Origin of the sequence: Plebeiibacterium sediminum (assembly GCF_026013605.1) — a bacterium.
Classification (GTDB): domain Bacteria; phylum Bacteroidota; class Bacteroidia; order Bacteroidales; family Marinilabiliaceae; genus Saccharicrinis; species Saccharicrinis sediminus.
Window position 1 is genome coordinate 95,254 of sequence record NZ_JAPDPJ010000005.1, and the last position, 26,709, is coordinate 121,962.

Below are 26,709 nucleotides of genomic sequence, written 5' to 3' on the forward strand. Positions count from 1 at the left end.
TGTTTATTTTCTTAAATTATATATGTGTAGAATAATAAATTTTACAGATAAGGGGTTATTAGTTATAATTGTGTGCAGATATTAAAAAAAATGAAATAACAACTTTTTTATGACTATTAAATATACTTTAACCAGAGAAGATTATTTGCAAATGCAATTGTTTGCTGCCTCTAAATCACCCCGAATAATCAAAAGTCGTAATAAATCAAGGTGGCTATTATCTATTGTTTATGTGGCTTTAGGTATTGTCTTAATGATTAATGCAAATGATGTTTTTGCCCTGACGTTTATTTTATTTGGCATTGGCTGGTATTTTTATCATCCGTCTATGATGCGAAGAAGATATAAAAGACACTTTGAGAAATATATTGATGAAACATTGGCTAATCGTTTTGATAAAACTGTAGAGTTAAGTTTTGAGGAAGATTTTTTAATGGAAAAGAGTCCTATGGGAGAAAGTAAAGTAAACTTATCCGAAGTTACTGCTGTATTTGAAACAAATGATTATTTCTATATAGAATTTTCTTCAGGACAGTATGCGATAATTCCTAAAGATAGAATTATGAATCTCCCTGATTTTTCAAATTTTATAAAAGAGATGACTGTAAAATTATCAGCACCCTTTCGTGAAGAATTAGATTGGAAATGGAAATAATAAAGGACTGAAACCTAAATACAATTGCATCTTGTGTCCTATTGCTATAGTAAGAACATCCTGTTAATTCAGTAAATCCTGTCTATATTGTAATGCTAGTTTTAAAGGACCATGTTGCAAACTTGAACAAGAGTACATCCTTCGTAAGATTGCATCTTGTGACCTATTGCATTAATAAGAATATCCTGTTAATTCAGTAAATCCTGTCTATATTATGATACCAGTTATAAAGGTCCAAGTTGCAAACTTGAACCAGAACACATCTTTCGTGAGATTGCATCATGTGATCTATTGCTATAGTAAGAACATCCTGTTAATTCAGTAAATCCAGTCTATTTTATAATACTAGTTATAAAGGTCCAAGTTGCAAACTTGAACCAGAGCAAGGGTTAACTGAAGACTGCTGACTGAGAACTGAAGTATGAGGACTTTTGTGCATATTTGTTAATATTCTTAAAGTACTTTGATGTTAAAATTATGGAGAATACAGGCAATGATTTAGTGTGGTATGCCAGCTATGGTTCCAATTTATGTGAAGATCGGTTTTTATGTTATATAAAAGGTGGTACACCCAAGGGATCAGTGAAAATGCATTCGGGATGTTCTGATAAAACAGCACCCAGGGCGATACAAAATATTATCATAAACAGAGCGTTGTATTTTGCTAAGGGGTATAGCAGTTGGGGTAAAGGAGGTGTGGCTTTTATTAAGCATGAACCAAATGCAAATGAAGTTACTCTTGGTCGGATGTATCTGATTAGCTATAATCAGTTTATTGATGTTGTGAAACAGGAGAATGACTATGAAGGCAATCTTGAGATTGATTTTAATGAAGCTCAAGTCCGGGGTAGTCATGTTTTTTTACATAATGCTTGGTATGGAAAATTGATGTATTTAGGTAAAGAAAGTGGATATCCTATATTTACTTTTACCAATGAACGATTTTTAGAAGAAGAAATAAATGCCCCGGGCTCAGAATACCTTGAAACTCTTAAAAAAGGAGTAAAAGAGAGTTATAAAATTACAGGCAAAGAATTACAGGAGTATTTTAACAAAAGAATCAAATGAAAAGGTATGTTTCTTTCGGAATCAATCTTTAGTCTAAAATCTGATGATCTATAACATTATGAACAGAAATCGTATTTACTATGTTTTAATAACTGTAGTAACCATTGTCTTAGGATTGGCATCCAGGCAATTTGCTGATTATTTTCCATTCTGGATAAAGGAATATCTGGGAGATGTATTGTGGGCATTAATGGTATTTTGGATGTTTGGAGTTGTTTTTAAGAGAAAGCAATCTGTTACAATTGCTGCTTATGCAATATTATTTTCATTTGGGATTGAATTAAGCCAGCTTTATCATGATACCTGGATTGATGCAATAAGAAATACAAGATTAGGTGGATTGGTATTAGGTTTTGGATTTTTATGGAGTGATTTGATATGTTATACCATTGGTGTTGCAATAGGCTTTTTGTTAGAAAGATTCTTTTATAAGTCAGTATTAGTGAAAAAATAAAGATTTAAAATTATGGACATTCTCACACATACTTTATCAGGAGTTGCTGCTGCATCAGTTGTAGCTAATGTAAGTAATGGTAAATTAGCTCATAAAATTAAGTTATTGGTAACAGGAGCTTTTGCCGGAGCTTTGCCTGATATAGATGTGATTACAAAATGGAGTGGTTTTGACGCAACTTTTGGAAAGTGGTTTGATTTATCTATTTCAGGGAATGAAGCCTTTGGGGCTAAGCTTTGGTATTCTCACCATGCCTTTTTTCACTCTTTATTGGCATCTGTAATTTTTGGATTACTATTGGGATTGATTTTGTATGCAGCAAAAAGCAAATTTAAAATATCAAGGTCGTCTTTATTATCCGCAATTCCTTTTGTATTGGCATTTGTTTTTGGTTACAATATGCACCTGCTGGAAGATATGGTTACGCCCGGTGGAGGATGGGGAGGAGTAGCTTATTTATGGCCTTCAAAAGTATACATTGGTGGTTTTGGTGATACCTGGTGGTGGAATAATTATGATGTATTTCTGATAGTAAGTGGAGTAGTGTTTTTTAATACCGCATTGCTACTACTTGGGAAATTAAGGTTAAAAAGATTCGGCGCAGTTAGTATCCTGATTTTTGTGTTAGGCTTTACGCTTGGCGTGGTTCAGGTTAAAAACCGGGATTTTAATTTTAATGCCAGGGGAACAGCACATAAAGAAGAACTTTCAAAAGAAATACAAAAGGAGGCTCTTGGAGAAAATGTTTTTTACTTAATGGAGAAATTAGATGCCATAATACCTGTTGCGTTTTAATATTAAACTTGCCATTGATTAATAGATCATCTTTTTTCAGCAATTCACCGTATAATTCTAATGATGGATTAAAGTTCAAAAAAAGGATTGGGCTAAGCTCCTGATCAACTTTTTTAGTTTAGAGGTAAATTTTAAATGGTGATGCAATTATTTCAAAGAATGGATGCTTTAATTGAAGGTGGAGGCCAATATTTTAATAAAAAGTGTCATTCTTATTATGGTGAAGTCTATTATTTTGAATATAAATGCCAATCTTATCTATTAGGAAGTCAATATTTAGATTTTTTCGGTAAACTTATAAGGTGTATTGCTGATATTTTAAGGAGAACCCTGATATTTTGATATGTACAGGTCATTTTTTAATGACCTGCTCCATAAGAAAGTTATTACTCATTTATTTTTCTGATTACTTTTGCCGGATTACCAGCAGCTAATGTATCGGCCGGGATATCTTTTGTGACTACAGATCCGGCACCAATAACAGCTCTGTCGCCAATGGTAACGCCGGGACAAATGGTAGAGTGGCCACCAATCCAGCATTCTTCCCCAATTGTTACAGTTTTGCAGTCTTCCCAGGTTCTTCTGTCTTCTATGTTTACAGGATGTTGCGCAGTATATATATGTACGCCTGGAGCAATTAATGTTTTCTTGCCTATAAATACCTTGGCGCCGTCTAATATACAACCACCAGAATTAATAAATACGCCATCTTCAGCATGAATATTTTCTCCGTAATCGCAATAAAAGGGAGGTACAATATTTAAGTTCCTGGCTGAATTAGGACATAACTCATTGATCGTATCCTGAAATTTGTCGGTATAATATTCTGTAACATTAAGTTTGTGAAGTGTCTTTTTTACTTGTGTTCGAATATCCGTTAATTCCTTGCAAAAAGCATCATATGGTTCTCCTGCAACCATCTTCTCTTTTTCTGTTTTCATTTTATATGTAGTTTGTTTTTATTTCATAACATAGATTCAAAGTCTCCAAAAATAAGGAATATAAACAATAAAAATGGCTATGATCTTGAGCATCCAACGAAAACAAGTGTTCTTTTGAGAAAATTGAAAAGTAATCAGATAGATAATATTATTTTAAACTCCGAATGTTATAGGGCTTAAAATATGAGTGTTTGTACATTTCACACTTTGGTTGTTGTCAAATTATTACAAAGCGTTTATATTTGATCATCAGATCATACACAATATTTATAATCAATATGAAGACCTTACTCACTTCACTTTTAATAATTACTTTCCTTATTTCATCCTGCAACCACGATCAAAAAAAGTCATTGGAAAAAGGAGTTTCAAAAGAATTAGCTGAAAATAGATTCGAGGAGATTTCAGATATAGCATATCATCTGGAAATGAATATACCTGATTCTATAAATATCCCAATCAAAGCAAAAGCAAGCGTAAATCTCACTAAAAAAGATATTACCACTCCTTTGGTTTTTGATTTTGTTTCAGATCCGGATCATGTTATAATGGTAAGAGCAAACAACGAGAAAGTTTATTTTTCATTAGAAAACGAGCATCTGGTTATTCCGGGTAATTATTTAAAGGAAGGTGAAAATAATATTGAGATAGAGTTTTGGATGGGAGAGGGCGCATTAAACCGAAACGAGAAATATTTGTATTCGTTATTTGTTCCTGACAGAGCTCGCACTGTCATTCCTTGTTTTGATCAGCCTGATCTAAAAGCAAAGGTTTCTTATGCTATTGACATGCCTAAGACCTGGACAGCCATTACCAATGGAAAACCTTATTTAGAGGAAGAAACTTCAGCAACAACCAAACGTATTACTTATTCCGAGTCAAAACCAATCAGTACCTATTTATGGGCTTTTGCCGTTGGTGAGTTTAAGAAGGTTAGTGAAACCAGAAATGGTATGGAGATTTCAATGTATCACCAGGAGAAAGATTCGCTTAAATTAAGCCGAAGTATAGCTCCGGTTTTTGATCAGGTTTTTCATTCGTTACAATGGCTCGAAAATTTCACTCACATAAAATATCCGTTTAATAAGTACGACTTAGTTTGCATTCCATCTTTCCAGTTTTCAGGTATGGAGCACCCCGGAGCAGTTTATTATCGACAAGAAAAATTGTTTTTAAGTGAAACTCCAACTCAGGAAGAACTGTTAAACAGAGCTCAACTTATTGCCCACGAAACAGCGCATATGTGGTTTGGTGATTTGGTTACCATGAAATGGTTTAGTGGCGTATGGCAAAAAGAAGTGTTTGCCAATTTTATGGCAGATAAGATTGTCAAGGAGCAATTCCCGAACTTAAATCATGAGCTTACCTTTCTTACCACACATTTTCCTTCCTCGTTTTCAGTTGACAGAACGCAGGCAGCAAATCCAATAGAGCAAAAACTGGATAATTTAGAAAATGCCAGCTCAATGTATGGAACTATTATATATCATAAAGCACCTATTGTAATGAATCAGTTGGAGAAATTGATGGGTGATCATATGTTGCAGCAAGGCCTAAGAAAATACCTGGCGACTTATAGTTATAAAAATGCATCATGGGCTGACTTGATAAAAATACTCACAGAATTATCGGAATATGATTTGGAGTTATGGAGTAAAAACTGGGTGAATGAGCCAGGCAGACCAATCATTGAATTTGTAGAAGAAGATGATCAATTATTTGTAAAACAAACTCCCGAATATTCTGATAGCAGCAAAGTTTGGGCTCAACGAATAAAGTATATGGCAGTTAATAATAATCAGTTACAAACTGAAGACTTAGAATTATTAACCAGGAAACAGAAGGTGGCAGACGAAAAACCTCAATTTATATTACCATCTGTTGATGCTAGTGGCTATGGGTTATTTTTATTTGATCCGATATCGCTGGAGTATGCTTTAAATAATGTTTATCGATGGCAGGATGATCTGATTACAGGAAGTGTATTGGTGCATTTATATGAAAATTTATTGCATGGAAATGTGACTCCTGAAAAGTACTTAACCATGCTTTGTAAATCGGTTGAAGATATTGACAATGAACAACTGTTAAGTTTGGTTTGCGACCAGTTGTCTACTGTGTTTTGGCGATGTTCAGGTGCTGAATTAAGAACACGTATGGCTCCTGAGTTGGAGGAGGCTTTATTAAATAAAATGAATAAAGTTGAGCATTTAAGTATAAGGCGATTGTTAATTAAAACCTGGGCTAATATTGCTTTAACACCACAAGGCTTAAAAAAATTACGTCAGGTTGTAATTCGAAAAAAGGAAATGGCAGACGTTCAATTGTCGGAAAGAGATTTGAGTACTATGGCGATGCAACTGGCTTTAAAAGATTCAGAATTGGATGACGCATTTCTTTTAACAATGGCAGAAGATGTAAAAGATGAGGATGTGAGAGGCATGATGGAGTTTGTGAGTCCTGTATTTTCAAAAGATGATGCTGTTATTGATGCTTTTGTGGAGGGATTAAGTAATCTGGAAAATCGTAAAAAAGAGAACTGGGTGCTCACTGCAATGGCTTTTATTCATCATCCATATCATCAGGAACATAACATAAAGTATTTAAATGCAGCATTGGAGTTAACTAAAACAATTAAAGAAACTGGATCTTTGTTTTTCCCAATGTCGTGGGTACAGGTTACCTTAAGAGGATATGGATCTGCAGAGGCTTTAAAAATTGTAGGCTACTTTTTTAAAGATAATCCTGTTTATCCGGAAGATCTTAAAGCTAAAATATTACAGTCGCTCGATATGGTTTCAAGGGTTAGAAAAATGAAGAGGTTTTAATTGTTGATTCGTTAATTTGCTTATCTGTGTAGACAAATCAACGAATTAACACATCCACAAGATTGGCAATTAACTAAATCCTTTTGCTTTATAAACCACATATCCAATCCATTCTCTGAACAGGCGTTCCCACATGGCTAAAACGCCGGCAGAGGGTGTAATGGCATCTGCCAAATCAGGTTTTAAATTTCCTTGTAGGGGATCTGTTTTATAAGGTTCAACAAGTATACCTTCCTTAGCAAAACATCCCAAAGCTCTTTTCATATGAAAACCGGAAGTAACCAATAAAAAATGACCATCTTCGATGTTTTTTTCTTTGAGCATTTTTAATGTTTCAACGGCATTTTCATGAGTGTTTCTGGATTGCCATTCCACCAATAAACGTTCTTTAGGGATATCCATTAATTGCAGGTAGTCTTTTAAAAACTCTCCTTCGTGTTTTTCTTTCGCTATAATTCGGGCAGAACCTCCGGTAAAAATAAACCAGTCAGCTTTACCCAATTTATACAGTTCTAATGCCTGAAACATTCTGTCGGCACTTTCTGTAAAGCGAATTCTTTTCACATCTGTACGGTAATTTGAAAATCCTCCTAAAAGTATGATGCCATCATAGTGTTCAACAGTTTGGGGATTTCTTAGTTTTCCTTCCCACCATCCGCTTACATGGTAAAACAAATATTGATTTGAAAAGACCAATAGAATACAAAAGGAAGATATTAACAACCATTTTCGTCTTTTAAATTTTGGAAATATAATATAAATGAGGAGGAGTACTGAAATCCACCAAATAGGTGAAAGAAAAAAAGATAGGATCTTAGAAAGAATGAAAAACATGATGCTTTTTCTTTTTTGATTTTAAAAAACGCAATTAAGACGCGAAAAATACAAAGAACATTTGATATATTTATCCTACTCAAAATTATCCATTATGCATTTTAAAGAGCTAATACGAAGCCGATACTCGGTAAGGAAGTATCATGAAAATAAAGTTAACAGAACATTATTAAAGGAAGTTGTAAATGCCGGTCGTTTGGCGCCTTCTGCAGCAAATCGTCAGCCATGGAAATTTGTAGTTGTTGATGAGGATGACGTTTTAGAAAAAGTAAAAACAGCCTATTCCAGAGATTGGTTTGATAAAATTCCGGGAGTAATTATTATTTATGGTAATCATGAAGAATCCTGGAAACGTTCGTATGATGAAAAGGACCATTGTGATATTGATATAGCCATAGCAATTGATCATATGACGTTAATGGCAACAGAATTAGGATTAGGAACTTGTTGGGTATGTCATTTTAATCCTGAAGTAATTAATGGAATCATTAAAAATGAAGAAGGATTAGAGCCAATAGCTTTATTAACGATAGGTTATCCACAGGAAATAAAAGCGCCTGAAAAGGTGAGGAAAAATATAGATGAGGTATTAACTTTTAATAGTTTGTAATCTTCCTAAATAAGAAAACCTAAAGAGCATCAACATGATTTGGTGCTTTTTAGGTTTATTATATCATTTTATTGCATTCTTATTATCTGAAGTTATATCCAATACCAAAATTTAAAGTATTGTATCCACCAAAAGAATAATCTGCAAAAAGGTCGATAAACTTTATTTTAGCATTAATACCAAAGTTGATATCTATTTGAGAATAATCATAACTAACTGTTATGGGATTCGTTTCTTCTATTTGATTTGCCGTATTGCCAACATAGTAATTTCCCTCCAGGGAATAGTCCACAGTTGAGGCTCCATATCCAATTCCGGCATAGGCCGAAAAAACTCTTAAGTCCATTCCAACCAATATCCGTCCTGTATAACCAGACGCTTTACCGTGTAATTGTTGACCACTTGAAGTATTGGCCGGGTAAGTTACATCAATATCATTTTGCATGATGCTGTATCCGCCCATTACAGCTAATGAGAGTATTGGGATTTCATCTAGCCCGGGGATATATTCTTTAATGCTATGCTTGATTGAGGCTCCATACTTTGTAGTACTTCCAATATCATTGTTTTTGTATTTAGGTAAGTAGTTTAATCTGAGTTCAGTATTATATGGTAAACCAATACCAGCAGACAGCATTGGAGTTGATATTTTTGTTAACCCACTTCCATTGGGTAATGTTATTGTTTGACCCGTTGAATTACTTTTTATTACAGATAAGTAATCTGTTTCTCCTGATACATTGGGAGTAATAGGTGTACTTGTGGCCTGTACTGTATAATTGTTATCAAAATCAGGTAAGTCTGTTATATAAAACCCTTTTTTAATCTCACTCATATTAGTCATTGCCATGGATATTGAAAAGTCAAAGCCTAAAAAGCGATGTGTTTTTGCAGCGTGGTACCATCCGGAATTCAGGTTTCCTTTTTGCATTTTAGCTAATGGTTCCAGATAAAGTTCCATAAGCTGGTTTCTGTATTCAGGTTCAGAAAATTGTAGAAACTCCACAACATCTTTTTGAGCATAAATCTGTGCAAAGCATACAGAAATTAATATGGTAAGTATTAGTTTATGGCGCATGGCGATCTTTCTATTGATTTAATTTTTGAAGATAGGTTATTGCTTCTCTAACCGAAATACGAGTTTTGTTTTTATATGCAACAACATAACCTTTAACATTGGCATTTTGCAATGCCTTTTTAGCAGCAGTATAGTTGTTATATTTACCTAAACTATAGCGATACCAACCATCACCCTGGTTTTCTATGATTTCCAGGTTTCCGTTATATACTTTTTTTATACGCTCATTGGGTACCGGTTTTTTATCGGCTAAAATCTGAACTGTAAAATATATTTCATCAGAGTCTTTATTTATTGCTGTTGAAGGTTTTGTTTCTTTAGGTTCTTCAGTAGCCTTAGTTATTATTGTAGCAGATTCTTTTTGTACCGGTTGTTGTGTTATAGCTGGTTTAATTTCTTCTTTAGATTGAATCGCCTTTTTCTCTTCAGTAACTACCGTTATTTCTTGTACAACTAATGGTTTTGTTTCCGGTTCTGCTTGATCCAGTAATGACAACTCCGTATTTTGTTCTCCATTTTTAATATAAACCAGAGCTTTTTCACACAATAAAACTGCCGATTGAAGATTTTTATTTGATTGATGAATGGCATTGGCAGCAGCAATTAGGTTGCCTTTTATTTCACTTTTGTCCCTGAAAAATCGGGCATCAGAAACATAAATATCGATGGAGTCGTTTATTAAATTCGATTTAGGGTATTTATTTAATGTATCTACCTTTAAATAATGATCCAGATAGTTTTTATAAATCTCAAGTTTTGATTCATATCCGGATTCAAAATACGCTTTCGTTTCCAATAATAACCTACTTGTTTTTTTGTTGATCAATAAATTTTCAGATAGATTCAAATAGTTTCTGTTTTCTTCAGGAATACTGTCTCCTACATCTCTTAATTGTTGAGCAAATAAAATTTGTTCACCTTGATCAATACGTATTTCAGCCTTTTTGATTTTTGATAATTCACCGGAACTAAGCCAGTTTTTTATATCATCAGGGATGTGTTGACTTTTTGCATTGAAGGAGAATAATAATGCAGTTATAGTTATTATCCATTTACAAAATTTCATGTGTTTGTAATTTTTTGTCTATGGTCATATGGAAATCGCCAATTTAGTTATTCACAGGGGGTGAGAAAAACTTTCTCAAGGCTCCTTTCATATGAAGCATAATTTGTGTTGTGTTTTACCTCTAAAAATTGAACTTGATCGGATTAATTAAGTTATGTGAAAATTAGTAAAATAAGTGGTTAAAATCCATTTTTAGGCGTCCTATTTTATCTTAAGAGTTAACCTTGTTATAATATTGATAAAGTAAGAGCATAAAAAAAGCCACCAGAATGTGGTGGCTTTGAGTAATATTGAACTTAAGTATTATCTGAAATTTATTCCGAAACCAGCAGTAATTGAGCTGTATTCACCAACAGAGTAATCTGCATGTAAACCAATCACTCCTAGTCTTAGGCGTAATCCAACGTTAAAGTCAAATCCATTAGTATTATAACTTAAATTTATTGGATCAAGAGATTCTCCTGTGGAGGTTGTTCCAAATTCACCATTTACGTTAAAGTCACTGGAGCAACGACCATATCCAAGCCCGGTGTAAAATGCAATGACTGGTAAATTAGCTCCAATCAATAACCTTGTTGTAAAAGCATTTGCATCAATACTAACTTCTCCATTAGTAATCAATCCTCCAACATTTTCCATTGAAGCTGAACCTGAGAAGTTTGTGTATGCAGCTAACACAGACATATTTAATACCGGAACATGTTTGATTCCAGGGATATAATCTTTTATGTCTTTTTGTAGTCCTGCTCCCCACAGCGATACCTTTCCTGCATCTCCAATTTTTGTTTCCGGCCAATAACGACCTTTAATTTCAATTCCCATCGGTAAGCCAACACCAACAGTTACCATTGGAGAAACTAAATAATCCATTCCGGAACCATCAGGCATTTCAAAATCTGTAACACCAATAGGATCATCTTTATGTCTTAAAATAGGAAGATTATCAGAAGAACCTGCAATAGTTTGAGCTTCTGAAGTTGAGTTCGGGGCTAATTCAAAACTTTGTAAGTCTAATTTGCTTACATCAAAAGTTTTAGCACTGGATGGTGCTTTTGAATAGGCTCCGGTAAGTGTTACATCAAAGCCTAAAACCTTATGAACTTTAGCCGAAGTGTACCAACCTGAGTTTAAGTTTACTCCCAGCATTTCTCCATATGGTTGAAGATATGGATGTGCTAGCGTTTTAGCATCTGCTGTACCTGCTTCAAATATCTTTCCTATATCAATTTGAGCAGTCATGTTAATCGTTGCTATAATTGCAATAAAAAGAATAACAATTTTTTTCATTTGTGTGTGTATTATATTATTTATCGAGTTTAAGTGCATTATTCTCCAGCCATAATTTCTATGGCTTCACGGGTTGAAATTCTTGTATTATTATGGTAGGCAACAACGTAACCATTAACACCTGTTGTTTGAAGTGTTTTTTTAGCCTCGCTTATGTCAGTAAATTTGCCAATACTATATCTGAACCATCCATCAGCTTCATGCTTAATAATTTCTAATGGACCATTATACATAGAGGTTATTTTTTCTTTAGGAACAGGCTGCTTGTCTGCTAAAAACTGAATGGTGAAATAAGTGTTAAAGTCTTTTGGTATTTCAGTAACTTCAACTTCCTCAGTGGTTTCTATTACCGGTTCAGCGGGTATGGCAGTAATTACATCTTCGGCTAAAACTGCTGTTGTTTCAGTAATTGTGTTAGGAATAGAATCCTGAATAATAGGAGATGAGGATAATGTATCCTGCACTAATGTTACATCTTGCAGTAGTGAATCTGTTGGTGTTATGGTCTCGTAGTCTGAAGCCATAACTAATGCTGAATCTAAAGTTGGTTCCTCTGTGATTGGTTCAATAGGTGGAGTAGCAATAATGTCAAGTTGCTGGCTGGTTGTATCTTCAGCTAAAGAGGTTTCTTCAATTGTAGTGTTTTTATCGACATTAGCCAAAATATCAATTAATGAACCAATAGCTTTACCTTCAAGCTCATTAGCTTTTAATAAATACTCAACACCTTTATCAACATTGCCCTGGCTGCCAGATTTTCGTCTCCACTTTCGTCCTACTTTGTATGTTTTATGAGCTTCATTTTTTCTCGATTCAAAATCAGAACTTAAGTTTCCTTCTTTAATATTTCGCTGTACAGCTCCTCTGTAGGTTCCATATTTTTTACCAAACCCATCTTTATAATAAGATGAAGATTTAATGATGATTTTGTTGGCCTTTGTTTCTAGTTTTTGAATTTTTCTGGTTCTAACAGAACCATCATTTTTCAGCGCCTCAATTTCAGATGTGTATTTATCTGCTTTTTTCACAATGGACTCAGCTTTATTTATTTTCTTTTCTGCAACAGCAACTTTCTTTTGGTCTGACTCACTCAGATTGTTTTGTGCATGAGTTTGCTGATTAGCAAAAAGAATCAATCCAATAAATAAAATCCAAATCGTACTCAGGCTTGTTTTAATGGTGTTTAAGTTTTTCATGTGCGTGTTATTTCTTTCTTTGATCCCCGGAAACTTCCATGAAATTTTAAATGAAAAGACATGTTAGCTTCATTGTATATTATTATCTAGATGATCTGTCAAAGCCAGTTTTTACAGACTTATCCTTCCTTTTACTTTAATAACTTAACAAGGTTTCAATATTACCATCCCTAGTATGAGAAAACTCAGTATAAGTAAACACGTATTTTATTCTATTATATCAGAACTTTTATCATGAATCAATTGTTTGCTAATCAGTAGTTTTGGAAGGTTGTTTGTTGGGTAAAAAATAAAAAAAACATAAATTATGAAACGAATACTGGCTTATAGTTGTTTATTTTGCATAACATTTATATTAAGTTGCAAAAATCAAAATACAGATATGAACGAAAATCCATTATTAACAGCGTTTAATACACCACATCATACTCCACCATTTAATAATATTAAGGTGGAAGATTATATGCCCGCTTTTAAAACTGCGCTTCAGGAGGCAAAAGAAGAAATTGCACAAATCATTAATAATTCAGAGAAAGCGACTTTTGCTAATACCATACTGGCAATGGAGTTTGCCGGAGAAAAGCTTTCTGCAATATCTTCTATATTTTTTAATATAAATCATGCAGAAACTAACGATGAGATTCAGGCCATAGCCAGAGAAGTATCTCCTATGTTAACAGAGTACTCTAATGATATATGGTTGAGTGAAGCTCTGTTTGAAAAGGTAAAAGCAGTTTATAATAATAGAAATGAGGAGTCGTTAAACGATGAACAGTCAAAATTGTTGGAAGATACCTATAAAGCTTTTACAAGAAAAGGTGCTCTATTGTCTGGAGAAAAGAAAGAAAGATACAGAGTAATTTCCACTGAGTTATCGAAACTGACTTTACAATTTGGTGAAAATGTATTGGCAGAAACAAATGCATTTAAACTTCATGTTACAAATGAGGAAGATTTGTCTGGTTTACCAAGTGCAATAAAAGATGCCGCTGCCCAATTGGCTAAAGCTGAAGAAAAAGAGGGTTGGATATTTACATTGCAATATCCAAGCTATGTTCCTTTTATGAAATATGCTGATAATCGTGAGTTGAGGAAAGAAATGTTTATGGCTCATTCAACAAGAGCTAATCATAATGATAAGCGCGATAATAAAGAAATCGTTAAATCAATTGTTAATCTGCGATTGGAAAAAGCCCGGTTATTAGGTTTTGATAGTCATGCCCAATATGTTCTTGAAGAGCGAATGGCTCAAACTCCGGAAAAGGTAAATAATTTTTTACAAGAATTATTAGATGCTTCATTGCCATTTGCCCAAGATGAGGTTAAAGAAGTGAAGGATTATGCTTTAGCACATGGACTAGAAGATGAACTGCAACGTTGGGATTTTGCATATTATTCAGAGAAGGTAAAGTCCGAAAAGTTTTCTTTTACTGAAGAAATGACAAAACCTTATTTTCAATTAGAGAAAGTTGAAAAAGGGGTTTTTGATTTGGCAACCACTTTATATGGAATTACTTTTAAGGAGAATAAGGATATTCCGGTTTATCATCCTGAAGTAAAGGCTTACGAGGTGTTTGATGAAAATGATAAATATCTGGCTGTCCTTTATGTTGACTTTTTTCCAAGAGCAGGTAAGCAAGGTGGTGCATGGATGACCAATTATGGTGAACAATATAAAACAACAGAAGGTGTAGATGTAAGACCATTTGTTTCGTTGGTTTGTAATTTTAGTCGACCAACAGAAGATGCACCATCTTTATTAACTTATAATGAAGTAAGAACATTTTTGCATGAGTTTGGGCATGGGTTACACGGCATGTTAAGCGAAACAACATTTAAATCATTAAGCGGAACAAATGTATATCGCGATTTTGTAGAGTTGCCTTCTCAAATTCTTGAAAATTGGGGAATTGAAAAAGAATGGTTAAAGTCTGTTGGTAAACATTACAAAACCGGAGAAACAATTCCTGATGAATTGGTTGATAAAATTATGGCATCAGCTAATTTTCAAAGTGGATACCAAAGTGTTCGTCAGCTATCTTTTGGTATGAATGATATGGCATGGCATTCATTAAATGATAAGTTTGATGGATCAGTTGTTGATTTCGAAGAACAATCAATGGCTCCAACAGAGCTGTTCCCTTCAGTAGAAGGTTCATGTTTTAGTAGTGCCTTCTCTCATATTTTTGCAGGAGGTTATGCAGCAGGATATTATGGATACAAATGGGCTGAGGTACTGGATGCAGATGCATTTAGCTTATTTAAAGAAAAGGGAATATTTGATAAAGAAACAGCTAAGTCGTTCAGAGATAATATTCTAAGCAAAGGAGGAACAAAACATCCAATGGATTTATATGTGGCTTTTAGAGGTCAGGAACCTACAAATGAAGCCCTTTTAAAAAGAAGTGGTTTAGTTAAATAGAAAAGAATAAAAAGTATAAAAAAAGGAGTGCATTTGCACTCCTTTTTTATTATTATTGATTAGTTATATACTTCATCTTTAGTGTAAACACCCGTGTCAATCAACTCCTTATCAATATTATCCTTTGTAATAATAATGGAGTTTACCCTATGGGTAGGAATTTCTTCAAATCCATTAAATTCAGAGCTGTTTACATATTCTTTAATATTTTTGCCCTGGGCTAATTTGATAGCTATTTCAGCAGCTTTTTCAGCAAGGGCTTTTAATGGGTGGTAAAGTGTCATTGTTTGGTATCCTGCAACAATATTTCTACAGCCTCTTAATTCAGCATCTTGTCCGGTAACAGCAACAGTTCCTTCTAAATTATATTTTTTCAAAACATCAATAGCAGCATCAGACATGCCATCAAAACCTGATATTACAGCATCAATATCAGTTCCGTACAAAGAAATAACTTTTTGCATTTCATGATGAGCCACAACATCACTCCATTGTTCGATAAATGATTCATAAACTACATTTACATCTCCATTGTCAATATGTGGTTTAAGGTATTTATTGATTGAATTTTGTAGGTCTAGTCCGTTTTTATCAAATTTATCACCTCCAAGAAGAACGAAATTTCCTTGAGGTTTTTCTTTAATTACAGCATCAACCATTGCTTTACCAATTTGATCATTACTACTAGCAACAAAGAAGTCAACGTCGCAGTTGGTAATCATTCTGTTATAAGCTAAAACAGGTATATTGTTGTCGTTGGCCTCACGCACAATTGCAGCTCCGGTGTTAACATTAACGGCAATTATTACAATTGCATCAACCCCTTGCTCTATTATTTGTGATGCCTGATTTTTTTGAAGCGTTTCATCTACTTCAGAATCTAAAACAATTACTTCAACGCCATTTTTTTCAGCATAGGCTTTAAAAAAATCACTTTCCTTTTTAAATCGTTCAATTGTTTTTGAAGGATATAAAAATGCAATTTTTAATTTTTCCTTTTTAGAACAGCTTGTCGTAATGAGAGTTATAAATACGAAAGAAATACATAAAGTAAATAGTAAATACTTTTTCATATGTTTTGGATTTTTGAACACTACAAATCTAACAAAAGAAATTAAAGAACATCAAAAACCTTGATTTTAACATTTTATAAAATATTGAAATTTAATTTCACAATCAGTGTAACATAATTTAACAGAAAACGTATATTTTTACTAGCCCTTAGAGTGACGCATAATATTATTATTAAACTTATTTTATACTAATTAAGCCATGAAGTGGAGAGACCTTAAAATTAGAAATAAGGTAGGCTTCGGTTTTGGAGTTGTGATCCTTTTGTCCGTAGTTTCAACCCTTGTGTTCCTTTTTAACTTGTTAAGAGTGGAGCGTGAAATTCAACTTTTATCAAATAAATATATCCCGTCTGTTAGCGAATCTTCCAAGATGAATCAATTCTGGGAAGAAACAAGTGGATTGATGACAGCTGTTGATTTGTCTAGTGATTTTTATTATGATGACCGTGCTGAAAAGCAGGTGGAGAGCTTTGTTTATGCTTTAGAAAAGTTAATAGAGTTAGGCGACTCTTCAACTAGTAATTTATCTTCAAGGGGTATAAATTTGCAGGGTGTTTTAGATTTAACAAACGATTTTAAAGCAAAGCGTACTCAGTTTATCGATGCAGAGAAAGAAACAATGAATAAATTAGACGTTATAAATAATTTATTCAAAAAGGTTAATGCAATCGGGTTACAAAATAAAGGCTCTTTGGGGGTGCAACAAATGGTTGCGCAATCTAATTATATCTATAACCAATTATCAGAATATGTTAATAATAAAGATGGTGTAAAGGTCAGCAAAATATTGGAAGAATATGCTGGCTTTTTTTATGGGCAGTATCCTTATGCTCTAAAAAATACATTATCGGAATTAACTACTTCAATAGAAGAGCTCATCCCAATATATAAGAAGGCACGTTTTGCTGAACTAAAAAGATATGAAGTTGGAAAACAATTGATGTGGGAAGTCAGAAAATCTTCTGATTTAGGTTTAGATTATTTAATGGAGATGGGAGATAAGAGTGCAACCATTGTTTCGCAGGAAAAGCAATTGATTATCATTAGTATTTTTATCTTAATTATTTTAGGTGTAATTCTTACCTATTACCTGGCAATTTCTATTAGCCGTCCATTGGAAAGTGCTACAGTGTTAGCCGAAAAAGTAGCTCAGGGAGATTTAAGAACAAAATTTGCCATTGACAGAAAAGATGAGATAGGGCGACTTTCTGCAGCTTTAGATACTATGGTAGCGAATATTAAAACTGTAGTTGATGAGATTAAAATGGGTGCTGAGAAAATTGTTACAGCCAGTGATAAGTTAAATAAGGAATCCATGGAATTGAGTGAGGGTGCCAGTGAACAAGCATCTTCGGCTGAGGAAGTATCTTCGTCAATGGAGGAGATGTACGCAAATATTCAACAAAATACAGACAACTCTAAGGAGACAGAAAAAATTGCCAAAAAAGCTGCAGAAGGTATTAAGATAAGTAATCAGAGTTCAGAGTTGGCTCAAAAGTCGTTGGAAGATATTACAGAAAAGATTTCAATTATTGGAGATATTGCTTTTCAAACCAATATTTTAGCTTTAAATGCTGCTGTTGAAGCAGCCAGGGCCGGCTCAGAAGGAAGAGGCTTTGCAGTTGTTGCAGCTGAGGTACGTAAGTTAGCAGAACGCAGTCAGCAAGCAGCTACCGAAATTAATTCGGTTTCACAACAGACGATAGCAAGCTCTGGAGAAGCATCGAAAAACTTAGTGGAGATTACTCCGGAAATTGAAAAGACAGCTAGTTTGGTTCAGGAGATTACTTCAGCTTCTTTGGAGCAGGTGGCAGGTGTAGAGCAAATTAATAATGCTCTTCAGCAATTAAACCAAATTACACAAAGAAATGCAGTAAACTCAGAGCAGATTAATTCTGCATCCAAAGAATTGGAAGAGCTTTCGTTGATGTTAAATAATTCAATATCAGTTTTTAAACTGGATGATCATATGGTGAAGGAAACAGTTAAAAAAACAGTTTCTTCAAAACCTACAGCTAAGCCAATGCAAACTAAGGTGGTAACACCTAAGGTATCTACAAAAAGTCAAAATAAAATAATAGACTTAGGGTTGGATAACGAAAAAGATGATGGTTACGAAACTTTTTAAAGCGTCAGTTTAAAATCAAAATACTACATAACAAAAAAATGGATGAGCTAATTAACTCATCCATTTTTTATTTCCTCGCTATTTAAAAGGTAATAACAATCAAATTATTTCTTGTTCTTATTAATTTTAGGATAAGCAACTCTGGCGTGATATATATTTTTAAGTTTTGCCTTAAATACCTCCTTAATTTCAGTTATTTCCTTAAATGTTATTGGCGCATTATAGAATTGACCTTCTTTAATTTGGGTGTTAATAATATTCTCAACTAACTTATCTATTGTTTTATCAGAATATTCGCTTAAACTTCTGGATGCTGCTTCAATTGAATCAGCCATCATAAGTATAGCAGTTTCTTTTGTAAACGGTGTTGGACCCGGATAGGTGAAGTTTTGCTCATTAGGTTGTTTATCCGGATGCTCATTGATATATGAATTGTAAAAATATTTAGCTTTCGTAGTACCCTGATGTGTTGCAATAAAATCTATAATTTTCTCAGGTAAGTTATATTTTCTGGCAATTTTAATTCCTCCTTCAATATGACTGATAACAAGTTTTGCACTGTCCTCAAAATCCATTTCGTGATGAGGGTTTACTCCTGAAGTTTGATTTTCTGTAAAATATAAAGGAGTTGCTGTTTTTCCAATGTCATGATACATGGCTCCGGCCCTTACTAATAATGGATTTGCGCCAATTTTATAGGCTGCTTCCTGTGCAATATTTCCAACCTGAATAGAATGTTGGAAGGTTCCTGGAGCATTTTCAGCTAATATTCTTAAAAGCGGATGGTTTGTATCAGAAAGTTCCACTAATGTTACATCCGAAATGAAACCAAATAATTTTTCGAAAATGTAAATTAATGGGTATACAATAAATAATAAAAATGCATTAATTGTAAAATATAAGAAATATTCATAATTAATATCAGCGATTCCACCTTCCTGCAATAAAGTCAATCCGGTATAAAATAGCGAATAGGTAAGTAGTATGAATATAGCCGATCTTACAATTTGAGCTCTTCTTACCATTTTATATAAGCTAAATATAGCCGTAATTCCAGCGGGTATTTGTAAAAAGATAAACTCAAAACTGTTATGACTAAAGAATGAAGCCAATATAATAGCAGTAACATAAATAAAGAAACCTAACCTGGAATCAATAAAAGTTCTAACTATCAACGGTAAAATGGTTACAGGAATTACCCAGATTGGAATATCAGGTATCTGATAAGAAATGTAAGTCAGTACTATAACAGTAGTTAATATTACTAATAAGAATGTTATGTACTTCAGGTTCTGATAAACATCTCTTCTGTAAAAATATAAGAACAGGTATAATCCTGTTAAAAATAAAAATGTAATTAATAAATGGCCGGCAAAGATGATATTATATTGAGATAATGTTCCAACTCTTGATTCATATTCCTTTTTGTACGAAAGTAGTTTTTTTACTGCTTGATTGTCAATGATATCACCTTTTGAAATTACTTTTTGTCCGGCTAAAACAATGCCTTTGGTAAGAGCCATGTTTTTAAGTAAATTATCTTTTTCTAATTCAGATCGGTTATCATCTATCTGTATATTAGGAACTAAAAAGTGTTCAATCTGTAAAGTAGATATAAAATCTTCTATTCCTTTAAAATCATTGGAAACTAATGTTAAATTCTTAGCCAGTTCGCGTGTAATATATTGATAAGCTGAACGTAAAGAGTAAAACTCTGAAGCCAGATAAGGTTCAGCCAGATTGTTTTTAATCAGCATGAGCTCAAAGTCTTTTTCTTTTTCACGGTAGTTCTCCGGAATTGAAATTACTCCTTTGTCAAAAATATGTTTAAACAAACTATCAGTAGTTGTTTTTACATATTCAGAAACTAGGGTACTGTTGTTTTTTCTTTTTAAGAACCTGTATTTTGATTTTAAGTCCTCTTCTTGTTTTTTGTATTCAAGCACAAAACCATCATTGACTTTACTGTGAACAGTACTGTCCATCACAAAATAAGGTCGGAAATTTTTTAAAATACTATCTCTTTCTGCATCAAGTTCTTCAGTGGTTTTATAAATACGAAAGTTAAATGGCGCAATAAGAACTTCATATCGCCAAGGTTCTCCTTTTTTAAACTCATACTGAAATTTACCTTCGCGAGGCATAAGGTTTGCTATTATAACAACAGCTGTCAGAAATAATAAAATTCGATAGGTTGCCTGAGAATATTTTTTAAAATCTTGTAAGAATTTCTTCATCGCAAAAAAGTTAAATGAAGCAGGTAATATTAGCGTTGCAAATATTGATACTGCTAAAAGTATAACAAATATGAGCAAAAAAAAGATAATATAAAATGAGCTTTATAAAAACCAATTTGTATTAGGAGAGGGGATTGGCATCATTTCTTAATTCTTTTAACATAAATTATAGTCTATCTCAAAATGAGCGCAATACATTTCGATAAAAATCATAATACAGAATCAATCTTTATGCATATTTATATATCTTCGCAGCATTAATTTATAATGTATATGATCGGTTCTATTAGTGTTTATAGTTTTATACCTGTAAGGAGAGAACCTTCTGAAAAATCTGAATTAGTAACTCAGATTTTATTTGGAGAGACTTTTGTTGTTACTGAAAAAACAGAAAAGTGGGCCAAAATAAAGATGGATTTTGACGGATACGAAGGATGGATAGATGCTAAACTTGTGTTTTCTGTTGCCCCTACTGAGTATGAACTTTGGAAAAGTGCTAATGCCTGGATGGTTCCTACACCAAAAATTAAAATTGTTCAGGATGGTTCTAGCGCACCAATGGTAATTCCGGCTGGAAGTAGGATTGTGTTTAATGGTCATGAAATGAATAGTTTTTCAATAGGGAAAAACGAATACTTTATTTCTGGTCCTGTGCCAAACAACAAAGAGGTGAGCATTAGAGAAGTAGCAACATCACTATTGCATACACCATATCTTTGGGGAGGTAGATCTTATTTTGGAATTGATTGTTCCGGATTCTCACAGATTGTATTTAAAATAAACGGTTATTGGTTGCCCAGAGATGCTTATCAGCAAATTGAGTTAGGCAATAATGTGAGTTTTGTTGAAGAAGCTAAAATTGGAGATTTAGCTTTCTTTGATGATGAAGAAGGAAATATTGTTCATGTAGGAGTTTGTCTGGGTAAAGGACAAATTATACATTCTTATGGCGAAGTTCGTATTGATCACCTTGATCATCAGGGTATTTTCAATAAAGAGATTAATAAATATAGCCATAAGCTTAGGGTAATTAAAAGAATTATACCTGAATAAATAATGAGTTATAATTATGAATATCCGCGTCCTGCAGTTACAGTAGATGTAATTTTAGTAACTGAGGACTCTATTCCTGAAATCTTATTAATACAACGAAAAAATAATCCTTATCAAAACCTTTGGGCATTACCCGGAGGTTTTTTGGATATGGATGAAGACTTGGAGACTGCAGCAAAAAGAGAACTTCAAGAGGAGACAAGTGTTGATGGGGTTGAAATTAAGCAGTTTAAATCATATGGAGCTCCAGATAGAGATCCTCGCGGAAGAACCGTTTCTGTTGTTTATTATGCTTTTGTTAAAGAAAAGCCAAAGGCTGTTGCTATGGATGATGCAAAAGATGCATCCTGGTTTAAAATAAGTAATCTGCCCGAATTAGCTTTTGATCATCAACTGATTTTGGAAGAATTTAAGAAAGAGATATTAAAATAACCTGAATTTAAATGTTTGTATAAATTCAGGTTTGTATCGTTTTTTATTACCTACTGGAGGTTATGATGTTATCTTCAAGCCAGTCAATTGCTTCCGGACCCTTATTAAATATCAAGTCAATTACACTCAGGTTAGGCTGAAATTCAAATCTATCCTGAAAAACTTGTCTGTATTTTTTTGGTTGAAATGAAGGGTCAAACTCCATAAATTCTTTCTTGGGATGTATGATGTTTCTGTAATCAATACAATATTCATCTGCATCTTTCACATATTCATCTGTGAATAACAGGTTTGAGTTCAAATCAAGAGCATTTAATATTGTTTGCATTAAGCCAATATTAAAGTCAAAGAGATATTTATATTTCTTCTCATAAAAAGGCTTAAAGTCATCCATATAGTACTCAAAAAAAGGAGAGGAGTTATATGCTGAAATGATTGAACGCCAATGTAATGGTTGCCATCTGGTGTCATAGGAAATTTCAATATCCCTTGTTTGTATTTTAGGATATTTTGCCTTGGCAATTGGTACAGTCAGAGGTATTACTCCGTTTGCTGCTAGAATATCGCACCGGTTACGAAAAGACTTCTTGGTATAATTACAGTGTTTCTCAATTATGGGTTGTTCACTGTTAACCCAATGAGAGAAAAACTGAACCGATGGCAGGTAATTTAAAGTAAATAACGTTTTGTTATTATTCATTGAACTTGGTTTCATTAGAATTTTCTTCCTCTTGATTGTCAGATATTTCTTCCTCAGTTTTGTCATTAAAAGCAATGTCACCTACTGGATTCTTATCTTTTTTCTTTTTCTTAATGCTTACTGCATAATAAATGGCTCCAACAATTAAACCAAATAAAAAGGTTAAGATCATTAGAATTGCCAAAGATAATTCTCCTTGCCATACGATAAACCTAATAGGTACAACTTCTGCATTTTGAACAGAGAATATTACTACCAATAAGGATAATATTATTAAAAACCAAAATGATTTTTTCATACTATTGAATTTAATTTAAAGCTTTAAAAAATCTGTCGTCCTTATAGTTAAGTAGGGATTTAGAGTTTGTATTTTTTGAGTATAAAATGTATTCAACCTTACCAATGATATGGTTATCCGGAACAAAGCCCCAAAATCTGCTATCGAAAGAGTGCGGTCTGTTATCACCCATTACCCAATAATAATTCATCTTAAATTTGTAATATCCTGATTCTTTTCCATTTATTAAAATTTTATTATCCCGGATTTCTAATTTGTTTTCTTCAAATACAGAAATAATACGTTTGTAGAACTTTATATTATTCAAATTTAATTCAATTCTATCACCTTTTTTAGGAACATATATTGGTCCCATGTTATGCATATTCCATAACAAATGTGTTGAAAACGGAAATACAAGTGCATCAGGATAATTTTTTGGTAAGCAATCAATTGACAAATCAATGCCTTTTTTTGCCAATACTTTAATGTCATCTTCGTATATTTCCCATATAATACCTTCGTTGGTAATCAGCTCGTTATATGGTTTGATGTTGTTTTTAATAAGTTCAGGCTTTAATTCTTCTGATATTTTATAGCGATCTACAGATAATTTCGGATAAACAGCTTTTTTATCATTACAGAATACAATTCCATTTTGGATAGATATTGAATCTCCAGGTAGACCGTATATTCTTTTTACAAAGCGAGGTCGTTTATCAACAGGATAAAATCTCAAATTTGATAAGCGATCCTTTTTTCCCATAAATTCACTTTCTCCATATAAGCGTTGTAAATAATAATAGCTGTCTGTAGGTCTGTTTTTCAACAATGAATCACCTTCAGGAAAGTGAAACATGATGATATCATTGTGCTTTAATTGGTCATAACCCATTTTTCGGTGAAACCATTTCACTGAATTAATGTTTTTAGCAACGCCTGGTTTCAGTTTGTTTACTAGTAATATATCTCCCGGATCCAGTGTTCCATTCATGGACGATGTATGGAAAGTATATATTCCAATAAAATTATTTTGGATGAAAAAAAGAAACCATACAGCAAACAATATGGCAAAGAACCATTCAATAATTATGAATTTCTTTGCAGTTTTGTCTTTAGTAAATGAAATGATTCTTTTCAGATAAGGCTTTTCTTTTATGGAATCTAAAATAAGAAGTACTCCAAAGATAGGAAGCAGGCTTTCTGTCCATAAGCCCATGATAAATAATAAAAAGGCAATACAAAGTTTTATTATTTTTTTTCTATTCATTCGTGCTTGTAAATTATATCTATCCAGACAAGTTTAAATGTAAAAAAAATGGAGTTAGTAATAATTTGCTAACTCCATTTCTTGTGTTTTATTTATTGCTATTGTTCGTTAGCTACCCATTTGAAAAATCTTTCAAATCTAATTTTACCTTCAAACAATGATTTGTCTTTATTTAATGAAAGCCAAACCAGTAATGGTCTTCCAACCACATGGTCCTCTGGTACAAAACCCCAGTATCTGCTGTCTTGGGACTGGTGTCTGTTGTCTCCTAACATGAAGTAGTAATCCATGTTAAAGGTGTATTCATTTTGTTTTTTACCATTGATATAAATTTCACCATTTTTTACATCCAGCGTATTGCCTTCGTATGCAGTGATAATTCTATCATAAAGTACCAGATTTTTAAGCGTAAGTTGAACCGTAGTGCCTTTTTGGGGTATCCATAAAGGACCAAAATTATCTCTGCTCCAATTGTAATCTGAACTATGTGGCCATGTTAAAATGTAATTTGAATCAGGAACCTGTTCATCCATTGATATCTGACGAATAAATGGATACTCTTTTAGTTCGTCGGCTTTGTCCTTAGTTAAAGGTAAAGTATAATTTGGAGCTTCGCCTAAGTATCTGGTATCTTCATTTGAGATTTCCAGCTTGTCAAGAAAACGTTTGTTGAACTTTGTTCCATCAGTTATAATGTTGTAGAAGTGTTGTAATCCTTTTGGATTATGAACTTTAACGCCATTAATATAAATCTGATTACTTTTTATTTCAAATGTATCTCCGGCAACAGCAACGCATCTTTTAACGTAGTTGTCTCTTCTATCAACAGGACGATAAATTAAATCACCCCAGTTTTCATTGTTTTGTTTGATATTATCTTTTCCTAACTGTCTTAACTTGGAATTAATTTCCCACTGACTTTTATCCTTAAATCCTTGTAGTAATGAAGGATTTGCATTTGCTTTATTAATGCCTTCTCTTCTACATGTGATATAAAAATCAGGGTTTAAATTCGGGAAATTAGAAGTAACCGTATCACCAGTAGGGAAGTTAAAAACAACAATATCACCTTTTTCAACTTCCTTAAAACCTTTTAGTCTTTTGTATTTCCACTGTGGCCATTCCGAATACGATTTTGTATTTAGAATAGGAACTGTATTTTGAAGTAAAGGAAATGACAAAGGAGTATTCGGGATACGAGGACCGTATGTAACTTTACTTACAAATAAATGGTCACCTACTAATAATGATTTTTCTAATGATGAAGTAGGTATCTTATAGTTTTGAAATAAGAACAAGTTAATAAAATATACTGCAACTAAGGCAAATAATAAAGCATCAACCCATTCAACCCAGGCTTTGGGCTTTTCTCCGTTTTTAGTTTTTTTCCAAAAATTCCAGGGTACTTTTTTAGTGATGTAAATATCAAATATTACAGGTAATCCCAGGAATAACCAATAATTACCAACCCATAAAACCCATAAAAAGTATACAAGGGCAGCAATTGAAAACCTAATCCATTTGGCTAGAGAAACTTTAGGCATTATTATATTTTTTAATGTTAAAATTTAAGCAGATCACTCATTCCTAAAAAGCCTTTGTTTTTAGCCGCAAATTCAGCAGCTAAAACAGCACCTAATGCAAAACCCTTACGTGATTTGGCACTATGGTGAATTACGATTTCATCAACAGATGATTCGTATTTTACAGTGTGGATTCCAGGAACTTCATCTCTTCTGATCGCTTCAATATGAATTTCATTTTCAGAGGCTTCTTTGCCTTCAACCCAGGCATTTTTTCGATCGATATTTTCAATCAGGCCTTCAGCTAAAGTAATCGCGGTTCCACTTGGTGCATCTAATTTATGAATATGATGTGTTTCGTCCATGCTAACTTCGTAATCAGGAAGCGTATTCATTAGCTGAGCCAACTTTTTGTTGATTTCAAAAAATACATTTACACCGACACTAAAGTTTGAAGCATAAAAAAATGTTTGTCCTTTATTTTCACACTGATCTTTGATTTCTTCAATTTTATCAAGCCATCCTGTTGTTCCGGAAACAACTGGTTTATTGTATTTGAAACAAGATTGATAATTATTGTAAGCAGCTTCAGGAACTGTAAATTCAATGGCAACATCAGCTGCAGCAAAACCTTCACCATCAAAAGTGTCGTCTGACTGCATATCTATTTTAGAAGTAATTGTATGTCCTCGTTCAATGGCAATCTTTTCAATTTCTTTTCCCATTTTGCCATACCCAATCAATGCAATATTCATATTGTATAGTGTTTTGTATAAGAGATA

23 protein-coding genes are annotated in these 26,709 nt (G+C 33.2%); 10 read left to right on the plus strand and 13 right to left on the minus strand.

The genetic code is table 11. The features are described 5' to 3' along the window. Positions 1–109: 109 nt before the first annotated feature. The 4 genes from OM075_RS04335 (at position 110) to OM075_RS04350 (ending at position 2,972) form a co-directional block, all read left to right on the plus strand. Positions 110–655, plus strand: coding sequence for a YcxB family protein (locus tag OM075_RS04335; RefSeq protein WP_301189250.1), 546 nt, complete (start codon positions 110–112; stop codon positions 653–655). 477 nt (positions 656–1,132) lie between these two features. After that, positions 1,133–1,723: a hypothetical protein gene (locus OM075_RS04340; RefSeq protein WP_301189251.1), complete on the plus strand. Its 591-nt coding sequence runs from the start codon at positions 1,133–1,135 to the stop codon at positions 1,721–1,723. Between the two features lie 58 nt (positions 1,724–1,781). Beyond that, positions 1,782–2,177: a ribosomal maturation YjgA family protein gene (locus OM075_RS04345; RefSeq protein WP_301189252.1), complete on the plus strand. Its 396-nt coding sequence runs from the start codon at positions 1,782–1,784 to the stop codon at positions 2,175–2,177. A gap of 12 nt (positions 2,178–2,189) precedes the next feature. Continuing rightward, positions 2,190–2,972: a metal-dependent hydrolase gene (locus tag OM075_RS04350; RefSeq protein WP_301189253.1), complete on the plus strand. Its 783-nt coding sequence runs from the start codon at positions 2,190–2,192 to the stop codon at positions 2,970–2,972. 386 nt (positions 2,973–3,358) lie between these two features. Here OM075_RS04350 and OM075_RS04355 read toward each other — a convergent pair whose 3' ends face one another. Beyond that, positions 3,359–3,913 (minus strand): sugar O-acetyltransferase, encoded by a 555-nt coding sequence (locus tag OM075_RS04355; RefSeq protein ID WP_301189254.1) that lies wholly within the window; start codon positions 3,911–3,913, stop codon positions 3,359–3,361. A 278-nt stretch (positions 3,914–4,191) separates the two neighbouring features. Between OM075_RS04355 and OM075_RS04360 the strand changes: the two genes are divergently transcribed. Then, positions 4,192–6,741, plus strand: coding sequence for a M1 family metallopeptidase (locus OM075_RS04360; protein ID WP_301189255.1), 2,550 nt, complete (start codon positions 4,192–4,194; stop codon positions 6,739–6,741). A 69-nt stretch (positions 6,742–6,810) separates the two neighbouring features. On the opposite strand, the gene OM075_RS04365 is transcribed toward OM075_RS04360, so the two are convergent. Further along, positions 6,811–7,416 carry a YdcF family protein gene (locus OM075_RS04365; protein ID WP_301189256.1) on the minus strand — a complete coding sequence of 202 codons (606 nt, stop codon included), beginning with the start codon at positions 7,414–7,416 and terminating at the stop codon, positions 6,811–6,813. Between the two features lie 253 nt (positions 7,417–7,669). Here OM075_RS04365 and OM075_RS04370 point away from each other — a divergent pair, with 253 nt between their 5' ends. Next, complete coding sequence (locus tag OM075_RS04370; protein ID WP_301189257.1) at positions 7,670–8,185, plus strand: nitroreductase family protein; 516 nt, start codon at positions 7,670–7,672, stop codon at positions 8,183–8,185. Between the two features lie 82 nt (positions 8,186–8,267). Here the strand turns inward: OM075_RS04370 and OM075_RS04375 are convergent, their stop codons facing one another. The 4 genes from OM075_RS04375 to OM075_RS04390 form a co-directional block, all read right to left on the minus strand. Further along, a complete protein-coding gene (locus tag OM075_RS04375; protein ID WP_301189258.1) occupies positions 8,268–9,263 on the minus strand; it encodes a DUF6588 family protein in 996 nt (331 codons plus the stop codon). A gap of 10 nt (positions 9,264–9,273) precedes the next feature. Further along, complete coding sequence (locus OM075_RS04380) at positions 9,274–10,329, minus strand: hypothetical protein (protein ID WP_301189259.1); 1,056 nt, start codon at positions 10,327–10,329, stop codon at positions 9,274–9,276. Between the two features lie 303 nt (positions 10,330–10,632). Then, entirely contained in the window at positions 10,633–11,616 is a 984-nt protein-coding gene (locus OM075_RS04385) for a DUF6588 family protein (protein ID WP_301189260.1), read from the minus strand. 38 nt (positions 11,617–11,654) lie between these two features. Then, positions 11,655–12,812: a hypothetical protein gene (locus OM075_RS04390; RefSeq protein ID WP_301189261.1), complete on the minus strand. Its 1,158-nt coding sequence runs from the start codon at positions 12,810–12,812 to the stop codon at positions 11,655–11,657. Positions 12,813–13,119: 307 nt separating this feature from the next. On the opposite strand from OM075_RS04390, the gene OM075_RS04395 reads away from it, so the two are divergent. Beyond that, complete coding sequence (locus tag OM075_RS04395; RefSeq protein WP_301189262.1) at positions 13,120–15,234, plus strand: M3 family metallopeptidase; 2,115 nt, start codon at positions 13,120–13,122, stop codon at positions 15,232–15,234. Between the two features lie 59 nt (positions 15,235–15,293). Here OM075_RS04395 and OM075_RS04400 read toward each other — a convergent pair whose 3' ends face one another. Continuing rightward, the gene (locus tag OM075_RS04400) at positions 15,294–16,307 is read right to left on the minus strand and encodes a substrate-binding domain-containing protein (protein ID WP_301189263.1); all 1,014 of its coding nucleotides are present in this window, start codon (positions 16,305–16,307) and stop codon (positions 15,294–15,296) included. Positions 16,308–16,506: 199 nt separating this feature from the next. Here OM075_RS04400 and OM075_RS04405 point away from each other — a divergent pair, with 199 nt between their 5' ends. Next, positions 16,507–18,435 (plus strand): methyl-accepting chemotaxis protein, encoded by a 1,929-nt coding sequence (locus OM075_RS04405; RefSeq protein WP_301189264.1) that lies wholly within the window; start codon positions 16,507–16,509, stop codon positions 18,433–18,435. Positions 18,436–18,539: 104 nt separating this feature from the next. Here the strand turns inward: OM075_RS04405 and OM075_RS04410 are convergent, their stop codons facing one another. Beyond that, the gene (locus OM075_RS04410) at positions 18,540–20,672 is read right to left on the minus strand and encodes an HD family phosphohydrolase (protein WP_301189265.1); all 2,133 of its coding nucleotides are present in this window, start codon (positions 20,670–20,672) and stop codon (positions 18,540–18,542) included. A 273-nt stretch (positions 20,673–20,945) separates the two neighbouring features. Here OM075_RS04410 and OM075_RS04415 point away from each other — a divergent pair, with 273 nt between their 5' ends. Both OM075_RS04415 and OM075_RS04420 read left to right on the plus strand, forming a co-directional pair. Next, positions 20,946–21,725, plus strand: coding sequence for a C40 family peptidase (locus tag OM075_RS04415; protein ID WP_301189266.1), 780 nt, complete (start codon positions 20,946–20,948; stop codon positions 21,723–21,725). A 3-nt stretch (positions 21,726–21,728) separates the two neighbouring features. Continuing rightward, entirely contained in the window at positions 21,729–22,157 is a 429-nt protein-coding gene (locus OM075_RS04420) for an NUDIX domain-containing protein (RefSeq protein WP_301189267.1), read from the plus strand. 46 nt (positions 22,158–22,203) lie between these two features. Here the strand turns inward: OM075_RS04420 and OM075_RS04425 are convergent, their stop codons facing one another. The 5 genes from OM075_RS04425 to dapB form a co-directional block, all read right to left on the minus strand. After that, positions 22,204–22,857: a WbqC family protein gene (locus OM075_RS04425; protein ID WP_301189268.1), complete on the minus strand. Its 654-nt coding sequence runs from the start codon at positions 22,855–22,857 to the stop codon at positions 22,204–22,206. Next, complete coding sequence (locus tag OM075_RS04430; RefSeq protein ID WP_301189269.1) at positions 22,850–23,155, minus strand: LapA family protein; 306 nt, start codon at positions 23,153–23,155, stop codon at positions 22,850–22,852. The genes OM075_RS04425 and OM075_RS04430 overlap by 8 nt, the downstream gene beginning before the upstream one ends. A gap of 10 nt (positions 23,156–23,165) precedes the next feature. Continuing rightward, the gene (lepB, locus tag OM075_RS04435) at positions 23,166–24,404 is read right to left on the minus strand and encodes a signal peptidase I (protein WP_301189270.1); all 1,239 of its coding nucleotides are present in this window, start codon (positions 24,402–24,404) and stop codon (positions 23,166–23,168) included. A gap of 98 nt (positions 24,405–24,502) precedes the next feature. After that, positions 24,503–25,948 (minus strand): signal peptidase I, encoded by a 1,446-nt coding sequence (gene lepB / locus OM075_RS04440; RefSeq protein WP_301189271.1) that lies wholly within the window; start codon positions 25,946–25,948, stop codon positions 24,503–24,505. A 17-nt stretch (positions 25,949–25,965) separates the two neighbouring features. Continuing rightward, complete coding sequence (gene dapB / locus OM075_RS04445) at positions 25,966–26,682, minus strand: 4-hydroxy-tetrahydrodipicolinate reductase (RefSeq protein WP_301189272.1); 717 nt, start codon at positions 26,680–26,682, stop codon at positions 25,966–25,968. Positions 26,683–26,709 lie beyond the last annotated feature (27 nt).

What these genes read in the sequence shown, in the direction of transcription:
- OM075_RS04335 (WP_301189250.1), top strand. Translation starts at nt 110, where the DNA reads ATGACTATTAAATATACTTTAACCAGAGAAGATTATTTGCAAATGCAA.
- OM075_RS04340 (WP_301189251.1), top strand. Translation starts at nt 1,133, where the DNA reads ATGGAGAATACAGGCAATGATTTAGTGTGGTATGCCAGCTATGGTTCC.
- OM075_RS04345 (WP_301189252.1), top strand. Translation starts at nt 1,782, where the DNA reads ATGAACAGAAATCGTATTTACTATGTTTTAATAACTGTAGTAACCATT.
- OM075_RS04350 (WP_301189253.1), top strand. Translation starts at nt 2,190, where the DNA reads ATGGACATTCTCACACATACTTTATCAGGAGTTGCTGCTGCATCAGTT.
- OM075_RS04355 (WP_301189254.1), bottom strand. Translation starts at nt 3,913, where the DNA reads ATGAAAACAGAAAAAGAGAAGATGGTTGCAGGAGAACCATATGATGCT.
- OM075_RS04360 (WP_301189255.1), top strand. Translation starts at nt 4,192, where the DNA reads ATGAAGACCTTACTCACTTCACTTTTAATAATTACTTTCCTTATTTCA.
- OM075_RS04370 (WP_301189257.1), top strand. Translation starts at nt 7,670, where the DNA reads ATGCATTTTAAAGAGCTAATACGAAGCCGATACTCGGTAAGGAAGTAT.
- OM075_RS04375 (WP_301189258.1), bottom strand. Translation starts at nt 9,263, where the DNA reads ATGCGCCATAAACTAATACTTACCATATTAATTTCTGTATGCTTTGCA.
- OM075_RS04380 (WP_301189259.1), bottom strand. Translation starts at nt 10,329, where the DNA reads ATGAAATTTTGTAAATGGATAATAACTATAACTGCATTATTATTCTCC.
- OM075_RS04385 (WP_301189260.1), bottom strand. Translation starts at nt 11,616, where the DNA reads ATGAAAAAAATTGTTATTCTTTTTATTGCAATTATAGCAACGATTAAC.
- OM075_RS04390 (WP_301189261.1), bottom strand. Translation starts at nt 12,812, where the DNA reads ATGAAAAACTTAAACACCATTAAAACAAGCCTGAGTACGATTTGGATT.
- OM075_RS04395 (WP_301189262.1), top strand. Translation starts at nt 13,120, where the DNA reads ATGAAACGAATACTGGCTTATAGTTGTTTATTTTGCATAACATTTATA.
- OM075_RS04400 (WP_301189263.1), bottom strand. Translation starts at nt 16,307, where the DNA reads ATGAAAAAGTATTTACTATTTACTTTATGTATTTCTTTCGTATTTATA.
- OM075_RS04405 (WP_301189264.1), top strand. Translation starts at nt 16,507, where the DNA reads ATGAAGTGGAGAGACCTTAAAATTAGAAATAAGGTAGGCTTCGGTTTT.
- OM075_RS04410 (WP_301189265.1), bottom strand. Translation starts at nt 20,672, where the DNA reads ATGAAGAAATTCTTACAAGATTTTAAAAAATATTCTCAGGCAACCTAT.
- OM075_RS04415 (WP_301189266.1), top strand. Translation starts at nt 20,946, where the DNA reads ATGATCGGTTCTATTAGTGTTTATAGTTTTATACCTGTAAGGAGAGAA.
- OM075_RS04420 (WP_301189267.1), top strand. Translation starts at nt 21,729, where the DNA reads ATGAGTTATAATTATGAATATCCGCGTCCTGCAGTTACAGTAGATGTA.
- OM075_RS04425 (WP_301189268.1), bottom strand. Translation starts at nt 22,857, where the DNA reads ATGAATAATAACAAAACGTTATTTACTTTAAATTACCTGCCATCGGTT.
- OM075_RS04430 (WP_301189269.1), bottom strand. Translation starts at nt 23,155, where the DNA reads ATGAAAAAATCATTTTGGTTTTTAATAATATTATCCTTATTGGTAGTA.
- lepB (WP_301189270.1), bottom strand. Translation starts at nt 24,404, where the DNA reads ATGAATAGAAAAAAAATAATAAAACTTTGTATTGCCTTTTTATTATTT.
- lepB (WP_301189271.1), bottom strand. Translation starts at nt 25,948, where the DNA reads ATGCCTAAAGTTTCTCTAGCCAAATGGATTAGGTTTTCAATTGCTGCC.
- dapB (WP_301189272.1), bottom strand. Translation starts at nt 26,682, where the DNA reads ATGAATATTGCATTGATTGGGTATGGCAAAATGGGAAAAGAAATTGAA.